The following is a 19,831-nucleotide window of genomic DNA, read 5'->3' on the forward strand; positions in this document are numbered from 1 at the left end:
AAAAGCGGAAAGAAGGTAAATGCGACGATTTAACTGTTACGTTTAAAATTGCATTTAGGTTATTGGTTTGAGCGTCAAAGTAATCCACCTATACGAGTGAAAAAAATTAGTAATGAAGTTGCTGAAAATACTGGATTACCCATTTCAGAACTGATTGCACGGGGTTGGCTTTATGAATTGGCGTAGAGTAGAGATTGCAAGCCTTATGTAGAAAACTTGGTCAATCAGTGTTACCAAGGTTTAGATGAAAATGCGCCGCTGTCTCTTCAGGCGGCTTGTGGAGAATTACAAAGAATTTTGCCGTTATTAGAGTAAATTTATGAATGCTGGTTGCTTAACTATTAAAGAACTCACTGATGCAGTCGGTGGAGGTTTAACTCCGCGAATGGTGCGCCATTATCATCAATTGGGGCTGCTACCGCAACCAGTGCGATCGCGCAGTAATTACCGTCTCTACACCCAAAAAGATGTCCTCCGGTTGCAACGGATTGTCGCACTCAAACAGCAAGGGTTTCAGCTAAACCATATCCGCAATATTTTGGAGGTGGAACCAGAAGCCGATACAACGGCTAACCTAATGGGACAACTCCAGCAGCAATATCGGGCGGTGATGCAACAAATCTCCCAACTGCGACAAACTGCATCAGCATTAGAAGGATTATTGGGACGCGATCGCCATTGTCAAATTATCCAAGCGGAAGTTTTGGCGCAACTAAAGTTACTTGATGTTGAAACTCAAGCGGGATTGGGAGGATTGGAACATCTTTGGAGTGGTTTGGATGCCGAAATTCATAGCCACTCGGAAGCTTTTACCGAATCGCTACAACGCTTACTACCCGATTTGTCTCATCGTTCGGAAATTGAACAGCACTTAATTTCTCAGTTGGTTTTGACTTGTGGCGATGTCAGTTTGGTGTCCTTTGTGAAATTGAGTCGAGATGCGATCGCAGCTAGTCGAAAAGCTTTATCTGCAAGTTGTCAAATTGTTGTCGATACTCAAACGGTTGCTGCTGCTTTAGATCAAACCCGATTACTTCACTTAGGATGCCGCACCGAAACCTTGATTGATAACCCCCATATTACCACCGCTACAGAAGCAGAAGTTGCTTTTTGGCAACATCGAGAATGGCGAGAAAAATTGCAGCAAGTAAGTAATGGTTGTGTGCTGGTAGTTGGTTATGCTCCCTCAGTACTTCTCGAAACTTGTGAAGCGATTGCTAACCAAAAAATTCAGCCTGCATTAGTAATTGGAATGCCCATTGGCTTTAGTCATGCTCCCGCAGCCAAGCGACAACTGATGCAACAAGGGATACCTTTTATTACAGTTGAAGGGACTTTGGGAGGTGGCGCATTAGCTGCAACTGCCCTAAATGCTTTGGTGGAGTCACTAATAGATAAGCCAGATTGTCATTGTTATCTCAAATGAGTGCTGAACAATAAGTATTCATTTAAGACAGTCTCAGTGAAACGAGTTTCAAATGCCTTGCATGAAAATGTTCTAGGAACTAGGATTTTTACTCAACACTCAACACTCATAACTTATAACTCAGCACTCATAACTCATAACTCAGCACTCAGACTCCGCACTACTGAAAATAATATTGTTAAATAATATTGAATTTGCTACACTTTACCAGTTTTAGTAATTCAATAATTCATAATCGCGGTCATCAACTACCAACTTGCTATAAGTTGCAATATAACTTAGAAGAATTTATAGTAAACAGACTTTGACAATTAGAGTATAAATTATTATGCTATCCAAGCTAGAGCGAAGTATAAATCAGCATAAGTGCTTTGAAGTAATTAGAACTAAAGATAACTCAGATGTATAATTAGCCCGTCTCCTCCATTATCTTTATAAAGATCGCGATTTAGGACTGGCAGGCTTTCTATTTTTTACTTTAATTAAGGGGCTTATGTGGCAACAAGAAAAAAAAGATACTTCGATAGTCAGGCTGTTATTATGGGTTGCCTTAGCTACAACCCCGATGGCAGCATCTCTGGTGGTATCAGCACCGATGCTGGCACAATCTACACCTGAAGCTACCTCGTCGCCACTGCCACAAACAGTGCAGAATGAACCGATAGTGAGGATTGACGGTTCCAGTAGCTTAAGTGCAATCAACCAAAGCCTGAAAGAAAGTTTTGAAAAACAGTTTATCGGTAAAAAGGTTGAAGTTGCTGCTAACGGCACTGAGAAAGCGCTGAAAGATTTGCTAGATGGCAAAATCGATATAGTCGCAATGGGGCGCGGGTTGACGCCAGCAGAAAAAGCTCAAGGACTAGAGCAAGTTCGTTTGCAGCGTGAGAAGATTGCGATCGTGGTTGGTGCAGAAAATCCTTTCAAAGGAAGCTTGACTAGTAAGCAATTTGCCCGGATTTTTCGGGGACAAATTACAAATTGGTCACAACTGGGAGGGCCTTCAGCCAAGATTCGATTCATCGATCGCCCGAACACCAGTGAAACTCGCAATACTTTTCGTACTTATCCAGCCTTCAAAACTGCTGAATTTGCTACAGGGGCTAATGCTACCCAAGTAAGTGACGATAATACCGCAGAAATCATCAAACAACTGGGCAAAGACGGCATCAGCTATGTATTAGCTAATCAGGTGTCGAAGTTGAAAGATGTGCGAGTTCTGCAATTACATCAAGCCTTGCCATCTGATGCGAGATATCCCTTCTCGCAACCTTTAGTTTACGTTTACAAAAAAGATCAGAGTTTAACCGCAGTAGATTTTCTTGGCTTTACCCTAGCACCCGCAGGACAGCAAGCTATAGAAAAAGGTAGAGCTGCCGAAGCCGAGGCGATCGCAGCCAGCGTCTTACAACCTGCTGTTGCAGCTTCTCCAGGTGTCCAAACAACACCAGCGCCTACGCCTTCCCCTAGTGCCACTAGTTCTGCATTTGGCGAACAGCCCTTTGTGGCTGCACCTACACAAAGCGCTCCAATTGTAAATAAAGAAACACCATTGTGGTTGCTGCTACCTGTCTTTTTTATAACTGTAGCTGCATCTCTACTAGTGTGGATTCTAAAAAAACGCCCATCGCCCACCGAGGAAACAGATAATTTACCAGAATCAAATCCTCATCCACCTAATGGAGAAACGGCGGCGCTCAATGCCAGCACAGTTTCCTCCCTGAATGGAACGACGCTGGAGGAGCAGGCAGTACCGCACTTTCAAGAGCAAGAAACCCCCGATCGCACTCCTTTCAACATTTACGCTCAAACACAATCCGATCTGAACCAAAATGTTACTCAGGAGACAGCAAATTTAGTCCAAGAGACAAGTAATGGTACTTCTAACCTCTATGAAGGCGCGACATCGAGCGTAGCGAATGGCTCAGAAAATAACAATTTGGGAGCCGCAGCTTTAGGTGGTGCAGCTATAGCCACAGGTATCGGGACGGCTACTTGGTCTACCTTTAATAACAAAGAAACAGAAACAGACGCCATTGATGAGACTGTCAATCACAGTAATTATACGGAGACATACACTCCTGAGTCTGATGAAATTGCATGGGATATAGAAGCTCCGGCGGCTGTAGTAAATACTTCATATCCTTATCCAGGTAACATTCCAGAAGAGTTGTCTGATGTAGAACTGCCTTCATCTGAGGTGACAGCCCCACTCCCAGAATTACCAGATGTGCCACAAGCATCATCTGATTTTGGCTACTGGGACACAGCAATTAGTGAAGATCGGGCAGAAGAGGAACTTCAGGCAGAATTGAACTGGCTAGAAAGTATCACCTCAACTGAGGATACAGCCTCAGTCGATGAATTGCCCTTAGCGGAATCTGACGAAACCACAGCCGATGTGGAAGCATCAGAGACAGATACATCTTCACTGCTCGATTTACCGGAATTTCCAGAAGATGTATTGAGTCAAGATGCATTGAATGTGGTAGCGGACGCAGCCGAACCCACTTTAAGTTTGCCAGAGTCAGAACTTCCTGCCGAGCCGACTGTTGGGGAAGCTAACTCCACAGATTTGGCCGCAGCCGCAGCTTTAGCAGCCGGCGCGGGAGTTGGCGCTTGGGCTAGCACTTTTGGAGCGGATGCTCCAAATGAGACGATTGCAGTTGATGCTGATGAAGAAAGTAGTATTGTGCTCACACCGCATACTTATACATCGGCTCATGTCTCTTGGGAGATTTCCCCAGCCAAGAAAGCAGAACTGTGGCAACAAGGCGGTACTCAATTGGCAGTGCGGCTGTATGATGTGACTGGCATTGATTTGAGTTATCAAACTCCGCAGCTGGTGAAGCAGTATGAATGTGCAGAGACAGCAGACGATCGCGTTGTAGAAATTCCCCAGACCGATCGCGATTACATTGCTGAAATTGGCTATATCGCTTATGGCGAACACTGGTTATTCATCGCCCGTTCTGCAATTGTTCGTATCTTCAGCCCTGTGAATCCAGATCCGATAGTTGATGATGTGGCAATCGCAGGCGAAACAGCTAATGGTTTGGTAGATACTCAAGAAGAAAGCAGTATTGTCCTCACACCAGATACAGATGGATCGGCTCATGTCGCTTGGAAGATTTCCGAAGCCAAAAAAGCAGCACTGCGGCAACAAGGCGGCTCTCAATTGATTGTACGGCTGTATGATGTAACTGGCATTGACTTAAGTTATCAAACTCCGCAGCTGGTAAAGCTGTATGAATCTGAGGAAACAGAAAGCGAAGGATTGGTGGACATTCCCCTGAACGATCGCGACTACATAGCTGAAATTGGCTATCTCGCTGATGGCGAACGCTGGTTATTCATCGCCCGTTCTGCAATTGTTCGTGTCTTCGGCCCTGTGAATCCAGATCCCGTAGTTGATGATGTCGCAATTGCGGAGCAAGCGGAGCGAACAGATGTTGATTTGGTAGATGTCCAACAAGAGAGCAGTATTGTCCTCACACCCCGCACTTTCCAATGGGCTGAAGTCTCCTGGGAGATTTCCGAAGCTAAAAAAGCAGCACTGAGACAACAGGGCGGCTCTCAATTGGTAGTGCGACTGTATGATGTAACTGGCATTGATTTGAGTTATCAAACTCCGCAGTTTGTCCAGCAGTATGAATGTGAAGAGACAGCACACGATCGCTTTGTGGAAATTCCCATCAGCGATCGCGATTACATAGCAGAAATTGGCTATGTCGCTGATGGCGGTCGCTGGTTATTCATTGCCCGTTCTGCGATCGTTCGTGTCTTTAGTCCAGTGCCTACAGAGCCGACAACAGATTCCACTGTTGAAAATGTACCATTAGTCAGCGAAACCGCTGTTGGCTTGGCAAATGTAGAAGCAGAAACAGCCCCAGAAGAGAGCAGTATTGTCCTCACACCCCGCACTCCCAAATGGGCTTATGTCTCTTGGCACATCTCCAAAGCTCAGTCTGAAGCACTACACCAACAGGGCGGTTCCCAATTAGCAGTGCGGCTCTATGATGTGACTGGCATTGACTTGAGTTATCAAAGTCCTCAACTTGTCCAGCAGTATGAATCTGAAGAAGTAGCACGCGATCGCTTTGTGGCAATTCCGGTGAGCGATCGCGATTACATGGTTGAAATTGGCTATATTGCTGATGGCGATCGTTGGTTACTCATCGCCCGTTCCGCTAACGTCCGGGTATTCAGTCGTCCCCACGGAGATTTTTGGTTTGTCGCGGATGCTGAGTTAATTATTCACGGAGCGACTCAACCAAATACCAACGTAAACATTGGCGGACATGCCATCAAAGTTAAACCCGATGGTACTTTCCACCTACGTCTTCCCTTTTCAGATGGTTTAATGGACTATCTGATCGTGGTAGCTGCTGATGGAGAATCCACCAGAACTATCCATAAGAAGTTCTCTCAGGAAACTTCCGAAAGCTAACATTACCTTGAGTTATCCCCTCTAACCCGATTCTCCCTTTTTAGGGGGTGTAGGAAGGGGGGATTTTATTATGCCAATTTTTCCGCTAACTTTCGTTTTCATCCCCGTTAGGGGAAGTGGTTATGTAAAGTTTGTATCTGAATCCGATAAGCTGGATCATAAGTTTCCATCCCCGTTAGGGGAAGTGGTTATGTAAAGGATACGTTTCAGGTATAGTAACTTCAGTAGAAAAGAGTTTCCATCCCCGTTAGGGGAAGTGGTTATGTAAAGTCTAGGAGTACTATGGTTTGGGACTACATTACCCAAACGTTTCCATCCCCGTTAGGGGAAGTGGTTATGTAAAGCCAAGACAACCTAATGTCAAAGTAGCAGATCAAAGTGTTTCCATCCCCGTTAGGGGAAGTGGTTATGTAAAGGAACCACTTAAAGCTCTTCCAGGCTGCCAGCTTGTGTTTCCATCCCCGTTAGGGGAAGTGGTTATGTAAAGGAATATCCTTGCCGGTAGATTTCTGCGACCATAATATTGGTTTCCATCCCCGTTAGGGGAAGTGGTTATGTAAAGAGTTACCTTTTGGAAACCTTACTAGGACAGGGTTTGGAACCCCTAAATCGACGCATCTCTGAAAAATCGGAAAAAAGTTTTCCAAATCTCTCAATTTTGCAGCCTGAAAACCTTACTGCATAAGGCATCGACGCATCTCAACGAAGTTATGCGGTTTTCAAGGTTCGGGCGAGATGCGTCGATGAGCTTCAACACACTCCCTAAAAGTAAAATATATTACTTAAAATTGTCAAGGTTTTAACAAAAATTTAGCATTGGGTATCTGTTGCTCTGGAAAAATTTCTTGAGTTAGACATTTCTTAAATGCTAACGTCTACAAGGTGACACAGGATTTGGAGCGGTTTTTTTAACTATGAAACATAGACATAAAGTAGCTTTTAGCTTAACATCGCTGATCGGTCTTAATTTAATCTCTAGCTTAGTTGTATTTGATGAGGCGAACGCCGCACCACCGAGAACCCCAGATAAAAGTGTAAATTGCGAGATTTTAGTTGTGGGTGGTGGACTTTCTGGTGTAGCCACAGCTTATGAGGGGTTACTAGCAGGGCGAACAGTTTGTCTGACAGAAATTACAGACTGGCTGGGAGGACAAATTTCTGCTCAAGGGACATCTGCATTAGATGAACGCCCAACTCAACGAGCTTTAAAATTCTATTCTCGCGGTTATCTGGAATTGCGAAACCGCATTGGACGTAAATATGGTAAACTTAACCCCGGTGACTGCTGGGTAAGTGAATCGTGTTTTCTTCCCCGCGATGCTCACGCCATTTTGACCCAGATGCTTAAAGATGCCGAAAAGCAGGGTAAAGGGAAGTTGCAATGGTTTCCCAACACAGTAATTAAGGATTTGGAAATCGCTGCTGATGGCAAAATAATTAATAGTGCGATCGCAATTCAACATCAACCAGCAAAAGGCGCACCACCTCTCAATACTTTTACGTTATCTCAAAGCATTGAAGATGCTTATCGCTACGAAGACTCGTCTCGGTTTACTAAAACGATTGTTCGTTTTATCCCCAAGCCAGTGAAAGAAGATGCTCCTAAATGGTATGTCGTAGACGCTAGCGAAACCGGAGAAATTATCGCCCTTGCTGATGTTCCTTACCGATTAGGTATTGATGCCCGTTCTTACCTAGAACCTTCTGCTTCCAGTGCTAATAATGACCCCTATTGTCCTCAAGGCTTTACCTACACCTTTGCAATGGAGGCCACCAAGGAACCGCAACCGCAGACAATGCCTGCATTTTATCCAGAATATGCGCCATATTTCAGCTATGAATTAACGCGACTGGCTAACTTTGATTTAGTTTTTACCTATCGTCGCATCTGGAGTCCAAACAAAGGGAAACCAGCAAAATTCGGTGGTGTCAGTTTTGATGCTCCTACACCAGGGGATATCTCCATGCAAAACTGGACTTGGGGTAACGACTACCGCCCTGGAACAGCCCAGGATAACTTAATTTATAACCGCCAACAATTACAAGCTACTGGACAGTTAGAACCAGGGGGTTGGATGGGAGGACTGCGCACAGAAACCCTCCGCAAGGCTGAGGAAAATGCTTTATCTTTTTATTACTGGTTGGTAGCTGGGACTACAGATTCTCAACTAGGGGACGGTGTTAAGCAGCCGCAACCTAATAACCGCTTTGTTTCCGGTTTAAATTCACCAATGGGGACAGCGCATGGTTTATCAAAATATCCCTATATGCGAGAAGGACGGCGCATTATTGGCCGCCCCAGTTGGGGACAAGCTGAAGGCTTTAGTATTGGGGAAATTGATATTTCCCGCCGAGATTATAATGATGAGTATTACTCAAAGACTCTGCCAGCAGATATGTATCGTCGGCTACGAGCAGCAGTTGCAGGTTTAGAAGCAATATCAGTAATTGACGGTAAAGTTCCACCAGACAAAGCAATGCGACGGACTCGTTCTACCATTTTCCCCGATGCTGTGGGTATTGGTCACTACGCCATAGATTTCCATCCTTGCATGGTGAATAGTCCCCCAGAAGCCCCTGGAAACACAGAACGTCCCGGCGAAAGACGTGGTGCAGGTCAAGCTTATCCCTTCCAAATTGCTTTGAGGGCAATGATTCCCCAAAAAATTGATAATTTGCTCGTAGGTGGTAAAAGTATTGCCACTAGTCATATTGCCGCTGCTGCCTATCGCGTACACTCCTTTGAATGGTCGGCTGGCGCAGCTGCGGGAACTATTGCTAGTTTTGCACTCAAAAATGCGATCGCACCTTACCAACTAGTTGATGATTTACCTAAACAAGAGCCACAACTAGAAGCACTCAAACGGCTTTTGCAACAAAATGGCAACCCTACCGCCTTCCCAGATACATCTATTTTTAACGAAAACTGGGATAATTGGAAATAGGGACTGGGGATTGGGGACTGGGGATTGGGCATTGGGCATTGGGCATTGGGCATTGGGCATTGGTCATTGGTCATATCAAGTCCGGTTAATCACTTATTACCGAATCTGTGCAAAAATCCCAAAAGCCTCTTCCCCCAGTAAGAACTGCGGTATAAATGATAAGTCTTTAGCCGGATACGATATCATTGGTCATTGATTAAAGACAAATGACAAACGACAAATGACAACGGACAAATGACAACGGACAAATGACAAAGGACAAATGACAACAGACTACTAAACAATGAACTAAACTAATTACTTGTAATGTAGTTTTGTAAAATTATCTTGACCAATTGTTTTATAGTTATGACACTTTCAGCAGATGTTTACGGGATGTCCACAGCACCAACTATAGCTCCTGAACGGTCTAATCAAGTTATCCGTAAGACTTATCCAAATTACAAAGTGATTGTATTAAACGATGATTTTAATACATTCCAACATGTGTCTGAATGTTTGATGAAATATATTCCGGGAATGACTGGCGATCGCGCGTGGGATCTGACTAATCAGGTACACTATGAAGGTCAAGCGATCGTCTGGGGTCGGGCCCCAAGAACCTGCGGAACTCTATCACCAGCAGCTGCGCCGAGCAGGTTTGACAATGGCACCTCTAGAAGCAGCTTAATTATTATGGGCAAACCCTCCGTAGATCCCCTCCGCACGGCTTCTCTACGAGACGCTACGCGAACACAAAAAGCCGCCAGACTGGTTTGGAATCACTCAACACACCTTTCTGGTCTTATCCCCATTTTAGAACGTCTTTGTCAGCAGGATGGTATCCAAACTGTGACGCCGGGTGTGATTGGACGATCGAAAGGTCACAGTCCAAAAATGCAACTACGCGTCTCAGTACCGATTCGCGGCGGCTATAAAGTCATTGCGCGGCAGGGGAAAACGGTACAAGAGGTGTTTATTTTAACAACTTTGTCCCAAGATCAACTAGAAGCTGCATTAGCGATCGCGATGAAATGTTAATCATACTCAATGCCCCATGCCTTGTTTGGCCCATACCCAATAACTATTCCTCAACCCGATGTACTGCAAATTTATGTAGCGGCAGACTAACAATACAAGAAAAAGTTAAGAAATATGACAAAGCTGTAGTTATTTTCAAAGTCATGACTACAGATTCCCAGCCAGGTAAAACTATTTTTTCGATGCCAAAAGCTACACAGTAAACTAGCCAGTAACTAAAGCTCATTCTAAACAGAATTCGCTCTGTTTCTTCCATCTCATTTGTTTGCTGCTTACCATCCCACAGTAACAACAGTCCAATAATGCAAGCGACAAAGGAAACAGCAACTACAGATTCGTGACAAAATATATTTAACGAATGCATTTGTGTTTATTCCCACATTTTTTCAGTTGAAACTCAGTCTAAAGGAATATTCCTTGCAGATATACAAATTATTTACAAACCTCAATAGAATAAAAACTGCTGACTGAAAAATCTCACTTGCAACTCAGCACTCGTAACTCCATTAACCTGCAAGACAAGACTAGTTGCCAAAATTGAAGCATTTGCAACAATTGTTCTTTCATGTATAAGAAAGGTTTAAGTATTTCCAAAAAACATATAAGCATTTGCTGGAAAGGCTTAATACTTTGCAACAATTGTTCTTTCATGTATAAGAAAGGTTTAAGTCTTTCCCAGAAATATATAAGCAAGTGCTGGAAAGGCTTAATACTTTGCAACAATTGTTCTGTCATGTATAAGAAAGGTTTAAATGATTGCAGCAATTGTTGTAATTAACTTATGAGTTAATCTTACTTAAAAAATCAAAATCTTTTAGGTAAGATTAACTGCCCTCATCCCCCAACCCTTCTCCCAAATTGGGCTATACTCCAGTGATTAAGGCTACCGTGTATACACAAGTCTCAAGTAGTTGATAAATCTTGGTTTTACCCCACCCTAACCCTCCCCCCTTCGACAAGCTCAGGGCATCGCTTATAAAGGGGAGGGCACAACATTTCCTCGTTCCCAGTCTCCGACTGGGAATGCATTCATTGAGTCTCTGACTCAATGCTAGATTAGAGGCAGAGCCTCAACGAGGAGCATTCCCATGCAGAGCATGGGAACGAGATAAACGAGAAAACAATGGAAAATCAAACTTTTTTTGACTTGTGTATACACCGTAGTCGCGTAAAAGGAGAGAGGCTTTGAGGCTTACTCCCCAACGCTAGCAGGGAAGGGGCTGGGGGTTAGGTCTGTATTTCACGCAATTGAAAACCGCTATATAAAAGAGATTTAGGGTAAGGGCTTTTGATAAACATAATTTTGCGCCACTTTCCAATAGCGCGAGAACCGTTTCAAGTCAATATAGCCGTCATAGCTAAAAAATGGTTCTACCTCTAACACTTCCACTGCTATAGAACGCTCCATTTGATTACAAATATCATCAAATCGGGGACTGGGACTATTGGCTGTGACAACTAAATTAGCATCATGTTCTTGAGCAAAAGCTAAAATTTCTTGTGCCACATCGCCACGGCGAATAACAACAGGTAACTCTAGCAAACATTCGTAGATAAAAGTCAGACGTTTAAGACTCAATTGCCATTCCTCTATCAAAGCCTCGTCCCAAACCCAGATAGCTGGGGCATCAGGGTATTTTTGCAATGTGGGATTATTTGGACTGAGGCAATCTCCATGTACCCAAACAATTGGTTTAGTCATTTGTCATTGGTCATTTGTCATTTGTCATTTGGCATTTGTCAAGAGTTATTATTCTCTTCCTTGTCCCCCTTGTCCCCCTTGTCCCCCTTGTCCCCCTTGTCCCCCTTGTCCTCCTTGTCCTCCCCTACTCCCCCTGCTCCCCTTTCCTTTCTTTCCACGCTGCCAACTTTGGCTATTAGGTTGTTTGCTAAATTCGCCTTTGGGAAAAAGTCGCTGTTCTAATTCTTCATAACTGCCTTCAAAATCACAATGACCATAAAGGGGACATTTCTGGCAATAAATGCCTTTGGTGTAGCGTTCTAAGTTTTCACGGTTGAAAAAATACGGTTTCTGACTAAAAGTGCTAGCAACCCACTGCCATGACATATTATTGCTAGCAGGATCGCCATCTAAAAGGTGTTCGAGAAACCATTTGGCTCCAGCTTGCCAACGAATACGCCGCCAATGGACAATATAAGCCGCTAGCCACATTCGGGCATGGTTATGTAAATAGCCAGTTTCTCTCAAATCACGACTGAAACTGTCAATGCAAACTCTGCCTGTAGTTCCTTCTCTGATATCTTGCGGCAATTCGGATGCATATTCGCCCATAGTATAACCAGTTTTGTACTCTTCCTGGTCTTTCCAGATTTCATCCCCCAACTTTATATACAACCGTTGCCAGTAATCGCGCCAACCTAATTCGTTAATTAGTTTCGTAGCATCCTCTTGTTGTTGTACTTGGTTGAGAACATAATCTCGAATTTCTCGCAAACTCAAAACCCCATAGCGGATGTAAGGCGAAAGACGCGTGACTGCACCTGCGAAGAAATTACGTGTTTGGGCGTAGCGAACGGGGTCAATTTTTTGTAGCGCTGTTTCTGCCGCTTTGCGTCCCCCCACAGTTTCGCTGATGTGGCGATCGCGTTCGGCTGCGCCTGGGAATTGTTCGCGGAGGTAGGCTACCAACTCATCGCGGTTGGTAAATTCGCGTTGCATATCTTTAGGCATGTGAACTTTGAAGTGTAAGAATAAATAAATAAAAATACTTGTAGGCTAAGTCATTATTATCGCGAATAAATACAAGCGATCGCTCTCAACCTTATGAAAGAGTTTTTTCAGAAGCAAATATAAATGGGTGCGTAGGTATAGCTTGCTGCAAGCATCGCTTTGATGCCGATTTTCTCCAGCTTATCAGTAAGTAAAGCTAAAATATCAGATAAATCTGTCACTTTTCAAGACGATGAGCCTGTGCATCAATCCTAACTGCCAAAATACTGACAACCCTGATAATCTACTGCGTTGTCAAAGCTGTGGTTCTGAATTACTACTAGAAGGGCGATATCGCGTAACCCGTTTACTGAGTGATAAAGGCGGCTACGGTGACATTTATGAAATTCGAGATCGCAGTGGTATCCCCAAAGTTTTAAAAGTCCTTAAAGAAGAGAAGAAAAATGATGCTAAGGCTGTAGAACAATTCCAGCGAGAAGCTGAAGTTTTAAGTAAGCTTAATCATCCAGGCATTCCACAAGGAGAAGAATACTTCACATTTTCTCCTATAAATAATCAACAGTTAGTGCATTGCTTAGTAATGGAGAAAATTGAGGGAGAGAATTTACATGAGTGGCTAGAAAAAAGAGGCAATCGCCCCATTAGTGAAAAGCTAGCAGTTGATTGGTTAATCCAACTGGTAAATACATTGCATGAAGTACATCAACAGCAGCTGATTCATCGAGATATTAAGCCGTCTAACATAATGCTTAAGCCGAATGGACAATTGGCGTTAATCGACTTTGGTATCGCAAGGGGAATCAGCGAAACATACGAACAAAAAAAAATGGCTGGACAGGGCACAAGAGTAGTTAGTGATGGTTACTCGCCTTTAGAGCAAGCTACTGGAAGTGCCATTCAGCAGTCAGATTTCTTTGCCTTAGGCCGTACTTTTGTCCACCTTATAACAGGAATACATCCTTTTGACCTGTGCGATCAATATAACCATGATATATACACAGATGAGTTAGAGGATTGGCGACAGAAAGCCCCTAAAATTTCTGCATTGCTAGCAGATTTGATAGATAAACTAATGGCACGTCCATTTAACAAGCGCCCAGCCAATACTCAGGTAATTTTACAAAAGTTAGCAGAAATTTCTGAGAGTTTATATTCTCCCAAATTATATCAGTCGAAGTCGTATAGCCAAATATTTACAGTCAATAACCCAATAATTTCTCTAGAATACACTCTTGGAAGTTGGTACTCTGGTCACTCTAGCTGGATTAATTCAATAGCCATTAGTCCAGATGGACAGACTTTAATTAGTGCAGGTAATGACATGAAAATTAAAGTATGGAACCTTAAGAGCAAAGAAGAAATTTTTACAATCACTCTAGATCCAGACATAGTTAAATGTCTGATAATTAGTCCAGATGGACATACTTTATTTAGTGGTAGTACCAAAGGGCTAATACAAGCATGGAATATAACTACAGGCGAATAAATTCATACTTTTACTGAACATTCGTACCAAGTTTTTGCTCTAGTTATTAGTCCGGATGGCCAAACCTTGTTCAGTGGCAGTAGTGATATCAAAATATGGAATCTAAATAATAACGAGCTAGTTCGCACTCTTAACATACATTCACGTCCAGTATTAACTATAGCAATTAGTCCAGATGGGAAAACCCTTGTTAGCGGCAGTGAAGACAAAAGTATCAAGATATGGTCAATTTGTACTCTAACTGGGCATTTAGCTGATATCAATTCTGTAGTAATTAGTCCAGATGGAAATACTGTGATTAGTGGCAGCAAAGACAAAACTATTAAGGTATGGAATATGAACTCAAAAGAAGAAATTTATACTCTGCGTGGGCATTTAGGTGCTGTCCATTCTGTAGCAATAAGTCAAGATGGACAGACCTTGGCTAGTGGCAGTAGTGACGAAAAGATTAAACTTTGGAATTTAAGCACTGGTGAAGAAATTTATACTCTCACTGGGCATTCAGATGCTGTTACATCTTTGGTATTTAGCCCAGACGGACAAACCCTAGTTAGCGGTAGTCAAGACTCTACAATCAAAGTGTGGCAAATACAATAACTTCAAACTAAGAACACAGACCTATTCACGCCAATCTGAACACTGCCGATAAATTCATCACATAAGTAGATCATATTACTCGTTCAATCTATGTAAAATTCTAAAGCGATCGCTACTGATGAATAAAATGCGATCGCTCAATCTATGTACAATTCTAAAGCGATATCTAAGGGCGGCCTACGCCTACACAATTTCTCACACCTTCATCATGAGCAACATTCCCCAAGTCGGACAACCAGCACCAAATTTCTCCACTCCTGACCAAAATGGCAATTTAGTCACTCTTGACGACCTCAGCAGTCAGTGGGTTGTCCTCTACTTCTACCCCAAAGATGACACACCCGGTTGTACCACTGAAGCGAAAGATTTCAGCGAGTTGTATCAAGACTTCAGCGCACTAGGAGCGAAAATTTTAGGTGTAAGTCCAGATTTGGGTAAATCCCATTGTAAATTTATCAGCAAACATAACTTGGCGATCGCCCTTTTAAGCGACCCAGAACATCTTTTAATCGAAGCCTACGGCGCTTGGCGATTGAAAAAATTTATGGGTAAAGAATATATGGGTGTTGCTCGGTCAACCTTTTTAATTTCACCTGATAGAATTATTGTCTATACTTGGCCCAACGTCAAAACCAAAGGTCATGCTCAAGCAGTTTTAACTAAATTACGGGAATTAGCAGTCACGTAACGCGATCGGATGCTAGAAACTGCTAGGGTGATAATTAAAGTCAGAAACAAACATGATTCAAGTCATCCAAGCCCAAAATGTTACTCTTGCGTACTTAAAGAAAAAATTTGCTCTCTATAAATCTGAAGATGAGCAATTTTTTACAGAGTGGTTTGACTATATCCCGGAAATTCCCGAATTAGAGAAGCAATATTTAGACAGAGTTAAAAATAACTATCTTAACGTACTTGAAAATGCTCCTCTTTTAGAAGAAGCAGTAAAATTGGTAGTATTATCTCCATTATTAGATTTAGCTGGTTTTTATCGTCCTCCTTTTTATATTGCTACTGAAGAAAGTGTAGAAATTAGTGAAACTTTTATCATTGATAATGAAGTAACTACCGAAGATACTAAAGAAATTATTAAAGGAAAAATTGATGTCTTAGTTCTCCAAGATCGACTATGGTTACTGATAATTGAATCTAAAATGTCTAGTTTTTCCTTGGCAAAAGCAATTCCACAAGCACTAACTTATATGCTGGCAAATCCTCAGCCTGAGCATCCTGCATATTCCTTAGTAATGAATGGAGAAGATTTCCAATTTATTAAGCTAATAAAACAAGATAAACTAATGTATGCTTTATCTGATAGATTCACTTTATATAGACGTGAGAATGAATTATATAAAATTTTGAATATATTAAAAAAAATAGGTCAAGTTTTAAATTAATTATCTTTGCTTTTTATATATAGTCGTATGTCAAATTTAAATTGATATATAAGCAAGTTCTTATTTACTAAGCACTAAAATGCTTACTACAAACTCTCAAAACTATCTGGAACCATTAGGTTAATACTGTAATAATGTCATAATAGTTATATTGCACCTTTAAAATGAATTATGGTTCAATTTATCCAAGCACAAAATGTCGGGCTTGCCTACTTGGAAGAAAGATTTAGCCTACAGCTAGCGGAAGATGAGGCATTTTTCACAGAATGGTTTGAAAATTTACCAGAAATTACAGATTTAGAAAAGCAAGATTTAGACAAAATAAAACTTCATTTTCTCCGTTTAGTCAAGCGTCCTCCTTTGTCAGAAGAAACGGTTAAATTAGTAGTTTTATCTCCTTTACTCAATTTAGCTGGATTTTATGATGAGCCTTTTTATATGAGAGGTGAGGAATCAATCGAAATTTCCGCAGAAGATGAAGGAGAAATAATTAGAGGTAGAATTGATGTTTTAGTTATTCAAGAACAATTCTGGTTATTAGTAATTGAATCTAAAAGGTCTAGCTTTTCTCTTTTAGAAGCCGTACCTCAAGCACTTGTTTATATGTTGGCTAATCCTAATCAAGATAAACCTACTTTTGGATTAGTAACAAATGGTAGTCATTTCATTTTTATAAAACTGACTCAACAAAATATACCAAAGTATGCATTGTCTGATGAATTTACGCTGTTGAGGAGAAAAAATGAACTGTATCAAGTTCTAAGTGTATTAAAAAATTTGAGTCAAAGTTTGAGTTAATAATTATGTATATTCGTCCTATATACCTTGATTCTCACGCTACTACACCTGTAGATGAACGAGTACTAGCAGCAATGCTTCCCTACTTCACAGAAAAATTTGGCAACCCAGCAAGTATCGGTCATGTTTATGGTTGGGAAGCAGAAGCTGCTGTCAAACAAACGCGAGAAATTTTAGCAGCAGCAATCAACGCCACACCAGAAGAAATTGTGTTTACGAGTGGTGCAACAGAAGCCAATAATTTAGCGATAAAAGGTGTTGCTGAAACTTATTTTAAAAAAGGTCAGCATATTATTACTGTTGCCACTGAACATAGTGCAGTAATCGATCCTTGTAATTATTTAAAAAGTCTCGGTTTTGAAATTACTATTCTCCCTGTCCAAAAAGATGGATTGATTGATTTAACTGAGTTAAAAAAAGCTTTCCGTCCTGAAACGATTTTAGTCTCGGTGATGGCTGCAAATAACGAAATTGGCGTGTTACAGCCTTTGGCAGAAATTGGGGAAATGTGCCATGAACACGATATCATTTTTCACTCCGATGCTGCCCAAGCTATTGGTAAAATTCCCTTGGATGTGCAAGCGATGAAAATTGATTTGATGTCGCTAACAGCACATAAAGTATATGGCCCCAAAGGTATTGGAGCGCTGTACGTCCGCAGACGCAACCCCAGAGTAAAACTGGCTCCCCAGCAGCACGGCGGCGGACATGAGCGGGGGATGCGTTCTGGTACATTGTATACACCGCAAATTGTCGGCTTTGGCAAAGCTGTAGAAATCGCTTTGGCTGAACAAGCAACAGAAACCCAACGTCTCACCCAATTAAGACAAAGATTATGGGAACAGCTATCGCAAGTCGAAGGAATTCATTTCAACGGAAATCTTCAACAGCGATTGGCGGGAAACTTGAGTATCAGTGTTGAGAAAGTGGATGGAGCCGCGCTTTTGCTAGGATTGCAGCCAGTAATGGCAGTTTCTTCTGGTTCAGCTTGTTCGTCAGCAAATACTGCTCCTTCCCATGTTCTCACAGCCTTGGGACACCCCCAACAGCTAGCTTATGCCTCGATCAGGTTTGGCATTGGCAGGTTTAATACAGAAGAGGAGATTGATATTGTAGCGAAACATGCGATCGCTACCATTCAAAGTTTACAAAATAAACGGTAAGCATGAAAGCCAGCAGAGCCTCTTTTTTGGACAATTGTATATTTAAGAAGAGATATTATCTGTGCGATTCCCCATATCAAAAACATGAAATTCAATCCCTTCTAACTTCAGCCTCAAAGCCTCTAATAAGAGGTTTACCCTTTCTTCAATAAAAATACTTAGGGCGTTTTCTGGAAGTGCATCGGCTCTTGACCATTCAAGAATCATCGTTGGTATCAGATGAGAACGTAGCACTGTTTCTAAATCAGGCTCGTCATATTCTTTGAGATAATCTAATGGATTTTTATCGCTAATTTTCAAATTAGTGATTTGAGACAAATAGGCAATATTCATCAAGCTGTCACATTCTATTTGACTAGCAATACCACTTTGTTTAATAAAGTTAACTGGAAATATATGGTGTAAGTTAGGCTTATCTGTTAGCAAATAATAAACATTAGACAAAACATCTCTATGAGGTTTTGCCCAATCTTGCGGCTTGTGGTTTGCATAAAATGATAGTATTGCTCTCGATAAGCGACCTCTATAACTGTAGAAAGATTTTCTCAGTGAATTTTTATCAATATCAAATTGATTGAATGAGTAAGTACTATTAACCTTTTGTTGATTAATAAAGTATATATGTTCCCAGAGGTGAGTAGTGTTTGTTAGTAAATCTGCATTATGAAAACTATAATACCAAAAATACTTATTTAAAAAACTATAATCTGGTTTCTCATTTCGATAAAAGTATGCTGTAATAGTCAGGTAAAAATATCGGTAAGGGATTAATCTTCCACCTTTAATATGTAAAATATTATCAAAACAATCAAAAGTTTTTGCAACGGCTATTTTAAAATTAGACCATACAGCTTCAATATGTTCTGTTTTTAGCTTATTAAGATACATATCAGTAATATTTTGTATCCCAGCTTCGGGAAATTCAAGTTTTACCACTACAGCTAGTATTTGGAGCAATGTCCAATTATCAATATTGGCATATTGACTGCTAGAAATAGTTTGTTTAAATTTATCAAATAATTCACGCAGATAAAATCCAGAGATATTATTTGTCTGATTTTCAGAACGAAAGGTCTTAGCAACCACAATATCAAAGATATCCAAGGGTTTACCCGCTTGATTAATCCGCTCAAATATTTGACACACTTCTGCAACTTCAATACCTCTTAACTCAATAAAGGAAATTTTGTAATTAGCAAAAACCTCCTGAATTCTCCTCAATTGTTGTATGTAAGGATGATCGTATTCTCCATTAACACTTGTATAAAGATGTTTTTCTATTTCTCTATAGTTTTTTATAATATCTATTAAACTTACAATCAGTTTATCTTGATAACGTTTTTTTCTCCCAATATTTGCTCTTAGTTGACCATCTTTATCATCGATTTCGTCCCAAAATAAGAATCTTTTTGCATAGCTTGTATCATCAGTTGCATCAGTAAGTTCAATAGTTAAATCTATATATAGTGTTGGATCAAAATTTTCGTTATTAGCAATCTTACACCCATAGATTGATGTTAAAAGAGAAGTTGTTCTTTGTTGTCCATCTAAAATGTATTGGTACTCATTAGAGTAAAAATTATCAGCAAATTTTATGCCACCTATTTCTCTATGACTTTCTAGCTTTGTATTAGTTTTCCAAATTAGAATACTTCCTAAAGGATAAAACTTATAAATACTATCCCAAAGTTTTTTAACATTCTCTTTTTCCCAGACAACATCTCGTTGAAAGGTTGGAATTTGATACTTATGTGATAAAAGACTTTCCAAATAGAGAACAATACTCTGAGCATCCGGCTTTATGCGTTCAGTAGATGTAAACATTGAATTAACCTTACCTAACGTTGAGTAAATATCAAG

General features: G+C 41.1%; 16 protein-coding genes, 1 pseudogene and 1 CRISPR repeat array. Of the genes and pseudogenes, 13 read left to right on the plus strand and 4 right to left on the minus strand.

What is annotated here, in order from left to right; translation table 11 throughout:
* Positions 1-48 precede the first annotated feature (48 nt).
* From NSTCB13_RS00085 to NSTCB13_RS00115, 7 genes and pseudogenes are all read left to right on the plus strand, one after another.
* On the plus strand, positions 49-186 hold the full coding sequence (locus tag NSTCB13_RS00085) for a hypothetical protein (protein WP_448268281.1): 138 nt from the start codon (positions 49-51) through the stop codon (positions 184-186).
* A gap of 133 nt (positions 187-319) precedes the next feature.
* Positions 320-1,426 carry a precorrin-8X methylmutase gene (locus tag NSTCB13_RS00090; RefSeq protein WP_448270935.1) on the plus strand — a complete coding sequence of 369 codons (1,107 nt, stop codon included), beginning with the start codon at positions 320-322 and terminating at the stop codon, positions 1,424-1,426.
* A gap of 493 nt (positions 1,427-1,919) precedes the next feature.
* A complete protein-coding gene (locus NSTCB13_RS00095) occupies positions 1,920-5,873 on the plus strand; it encodes a DUF4912 domain-containing protein (RefSeq protein ID WP_448270937.1) in 3,954 nt (1,317 codons plus the stop codon).
* A 94-nt stretch (positions 5,874-5,967) separates the two neighbouring features.
* Positions 5,968-6,435: direct repeats of the CRISPR family, unit length 36 nt; unit sequence GTTTCCATCCCCGTTAGGGGAAGTGGTTATGTAAAG.
* Positions 6,436-6,787: 352 nt separating this feature from the next.
* Positions 6,788-8,818 carry an FAD-dependent oxidoreductase gene (locus tag NSTCB13_RS00100; RefSeq protein ID WP_448270938.1) on the plus strand — a complete coding sequence of 677 codons (2,031 nt, stop codon included), beginning with the start codon at positions 6,788-6,790 and terminating at the stop codon, positions 8,816-8,818.
* A gap of 10 nt (positions 8,819-8,828) precedes the next feature.
* Complete coding sequence (locus NSTCB13_RS00105; RefSeq protein WP_448270940.1) at positions 8,829-9,014, plus strand: hypothetical protein; 186 nt, start codon at positions 8,829-8,831, stop codon at positions 9,012-9,014.
* A 146-nt stretch (positions 9,015-9,160) separates the two neighbouring features.
* Positions 9,161-9,488, plus strand: a pseudogene (clpS, locus tag NSTCB13_RS00110) (ATP-dependent Clp protease adapter ClpS).
* A 5-nt stretch (positions 9,489-9,493) separates the two neighbouring features.
* The gene (locus NSTCB13_RS00115) at positions 9,494-9,838 is read left to right on the plus strand and encodes a DUF2103 domain-containing protein (RefSeq protein WP_445630131.1); all 345 of its coding nucleotides are present in this window, start codon (positions 9,494-9,496) and stop codon (positions 9,836-9,838) included.
* 43 nt (positions 9,839-9,881) lie between these two features.
* Here the strand turns inward: NSTCB13_RS00115 and NSTCB13_RS00120 are convergent, their stop codons facing one another.
* The 3 genes from NSTCB13_RS00120 to NSTCB13_RS00130 form a co-directional block, all read right to left on the minus strand.
* A complete protein-coding gene (locus NSTCB13_RS00120; RefSeq protein WP_322673634.1) occupies positions 9,882-10,202 on the minus strand; it encodes a hypothetical protein in 321 nt (106 codons plus the stop codon).
* A gap of 909 nt (positions 10,203-11,111) precedes the next feature.
* The gene (locus NSTCB13_RS00125) at positions 11,112-11,540 is read right to left on the minus strand and encodes a hypothetical protein (protein ID WP_445630130.1); all 429 of its coding nucleotides are present in this window, start codon (positions 11,538-11,540) and stop codon (positions 11,112-11,114) included.
* 48 nt (positions 11,541-11,588) lie between these two features.
* A complete protein-coding gene (locus tag NSTCB13_RS00130; RefSeq protein WP_445630129.1) occupies positions 11,589-12,530 on the minus strand; it encodes an FAD-binding domain-containing protein in 942 nt (313 codons plus the stop codon).
* A 232-nt stretch (positions 12,531-12,762) separates the two neighbouring features.
* Between NSTCB13_RS00130 and NSTCB13_RS00135 the strand changes: the two genes are divergently transcribed.
* From NSTCB13_RS00135 to NSTCB13_RS00160, 6 genes are all read left to right on the plus strand, one after another.
* Positions 12,763-14,016: a protein kinase domain-containing protein gene (locus NSTCB13_RS00135; RefSeq protein ID WP_448270943.1), complete on the plus strand. Its 1,254-nt coding sequence runs from the start codon at positions 12,763-12,765 to the stop codon at positions 14,014-14,016.
* A complete protein-coding gene (locus NSTCB13_RS00140; protein WP_448273093.1) occupies positions 14,017-14,613 on the plus strand; it encodes a WD40 repeat domain-containing protein in 597 nt (198 codons plus the stop codon).
* A 208-nt stretch (positions 14,614-14,821) separates the two neighbouring features.
* Entirely contained in the window at positions 14,822-15,301 is a 480-nt protein-coding gene (bcp, locus tag NSTCB13_RS00145) for a thioredoxin-dependent thiol peroxidase (protein WP_445630127.1), read from the plus strand.
* A gap of 52 nt (positions 15,302-15,353) precedes the next feature.
* Positions 15,354-16,010 (plus strand): type I restriction endonuclease, encoded by a 657-nt coding sequence (locus NSTCB13_RS00150; RefSeq protein WP_445630126.1) that lies wholly within the window; start codon positions 15,354-15,356, stop codon positions 16,008-16,010.
* A gap of 171 nt (positions 16,011-16,181) precedes the next feature.
* Positions 16,182-16,808, plus strand: coding sequence for a restriction endonuclease subunit R (locus NSTCB13_RS00155; RefSeq protein ID WP_445630125.1), 627 nt, complete (start codon positions 16,182-16,184; stop codon positions 16,806-16,808).
* 5 nt (positions 16,809-16,813) lie between these two features.
* On the plus strand, positions 16,814-17,971 hold the full coding sequence (locus NSTCB13_RS00160; protein WP_445630124.1) for a cysteine desulfurase family protein: 1,158 nt from the start codon (positions 16,814-16,816) through the stop codon (positions 17,969-17,971).
* Between the two features lie 42 nt (positions 17,972-18,013).
* Here the strand turns inward: NSTCB13_RS00160 and NSTCB13_RS00165 are convergent, their stop codons facing one another.
* Positions 18,014-19,795 carry a GmrSD restriction endonuclease domain-containing protein gene (locus tag NSTCB13_RS00165; RefSeq protein WP_448270945.1) on the minus strand — a complete coding sequence of 594 codons (1,782 nt, stop codon included), beginning with the start codon at positions 19,793-19,795 and terminating at the stop codon, positions 18,014-18,016.
* Positions 19,796-19,831 lie beyond the last annotated feature (36 nt).

This window comes from Nostoc sp. DSM 114160, assembly GCF_053470305.1.

Bases quoted from the DNA above. Each gene is read 5' to 3' on its own strand.
- NSTCB13_RS00120 (WP_322673634.1), bottom strand. From the start codon at position 10,202: ATGCATTCGTTAAATATATTTTGTCACGAATCTGTAGTTGCTGTTTCC.
- NSTCB13_RS00150 (WP_445630126.1), top strand. From the start codon at position 15,354: ATGATTCAAGTCATCCAAGCCCAAAATGTTACTCTTGCGTACTTAAAG.
- NSTCB13_RS00165 (WP_448270945.1), bottom strand. From the start codon at position 19,795: ATGTTTACATCTACTGAACGCATAAAGCCGGATGCTCAGAGTATTGTT.
- NSTCB13_RS00100 (WP_448270938.1), top strand. From the start codon at position 6,788: ATGAAACATAGACATAAAGTAGCTTTTAGCTTAACATCGCTGATCGGT.
- NSTCB13_RS00090 (WP_448270935.1), top strand. From the start codon at position 320: ATGAATGCTGGTTGCTTAACTATTAAAGAACTCACTGATGCAGTCGGT.
- bcp (WP_445630127.1), top strand. From the start codon at position 14,822: ATGAGCAACATTCCCCAAGTCGGACAACCAGCACCAAATTTCTCCACT.
- NSTCB13_RS00160 (WP_445630124.1), top strand. From the start codon at position 16,814: ATGTATATTCGTCCTATATACCTTGATTCTCACGCTACTACACCTGTA.
- NSTCB13_RS00115 (WP_445630131.1), top strand. From the start codon at position 9,494: ATGGGCAAACCCTCCGTAGATCCCCTCCGCACGGCTTCTCTACGAGAC.
- NSTCB13_RS00130 (WP_445630129.1), bottom strand. From the start codon at position 12,530: ATGCCTAAAGATATGCAACGCGAATTTACCAACCGCGATGAGTTGGTA.
- NSTCB13_RS00155 (WP_445630125.1), top strand. From the start codon at position 16,182: ATGGTTCAATTTATCCAAGCACAAAATGTCGGGCTTGCCTACTTGGAA.
- NSTCB13_RS00095 (WP_448270937.1), top strand. From the start codon at position 1,920: ATGTGGCAACAAGAAAAAAAAGATACTTCGATAGTCAGGCTGTTATTA.
- NSTCB13_RS00135 (WP_448270943.1), top strand. From the start codon at position 12,763: ATGAGCCTGTGCATCAATCCTAACTGCCAAAATACTGACAACCCTGAT.
- NSTCB13_RS00125 (WP_445630130.1), bottom strand. From the start codon at position 11,540: ATGACTAAACCAATTGTTTGGGTACATGGAGATTGCCTCAGTCCAAAT.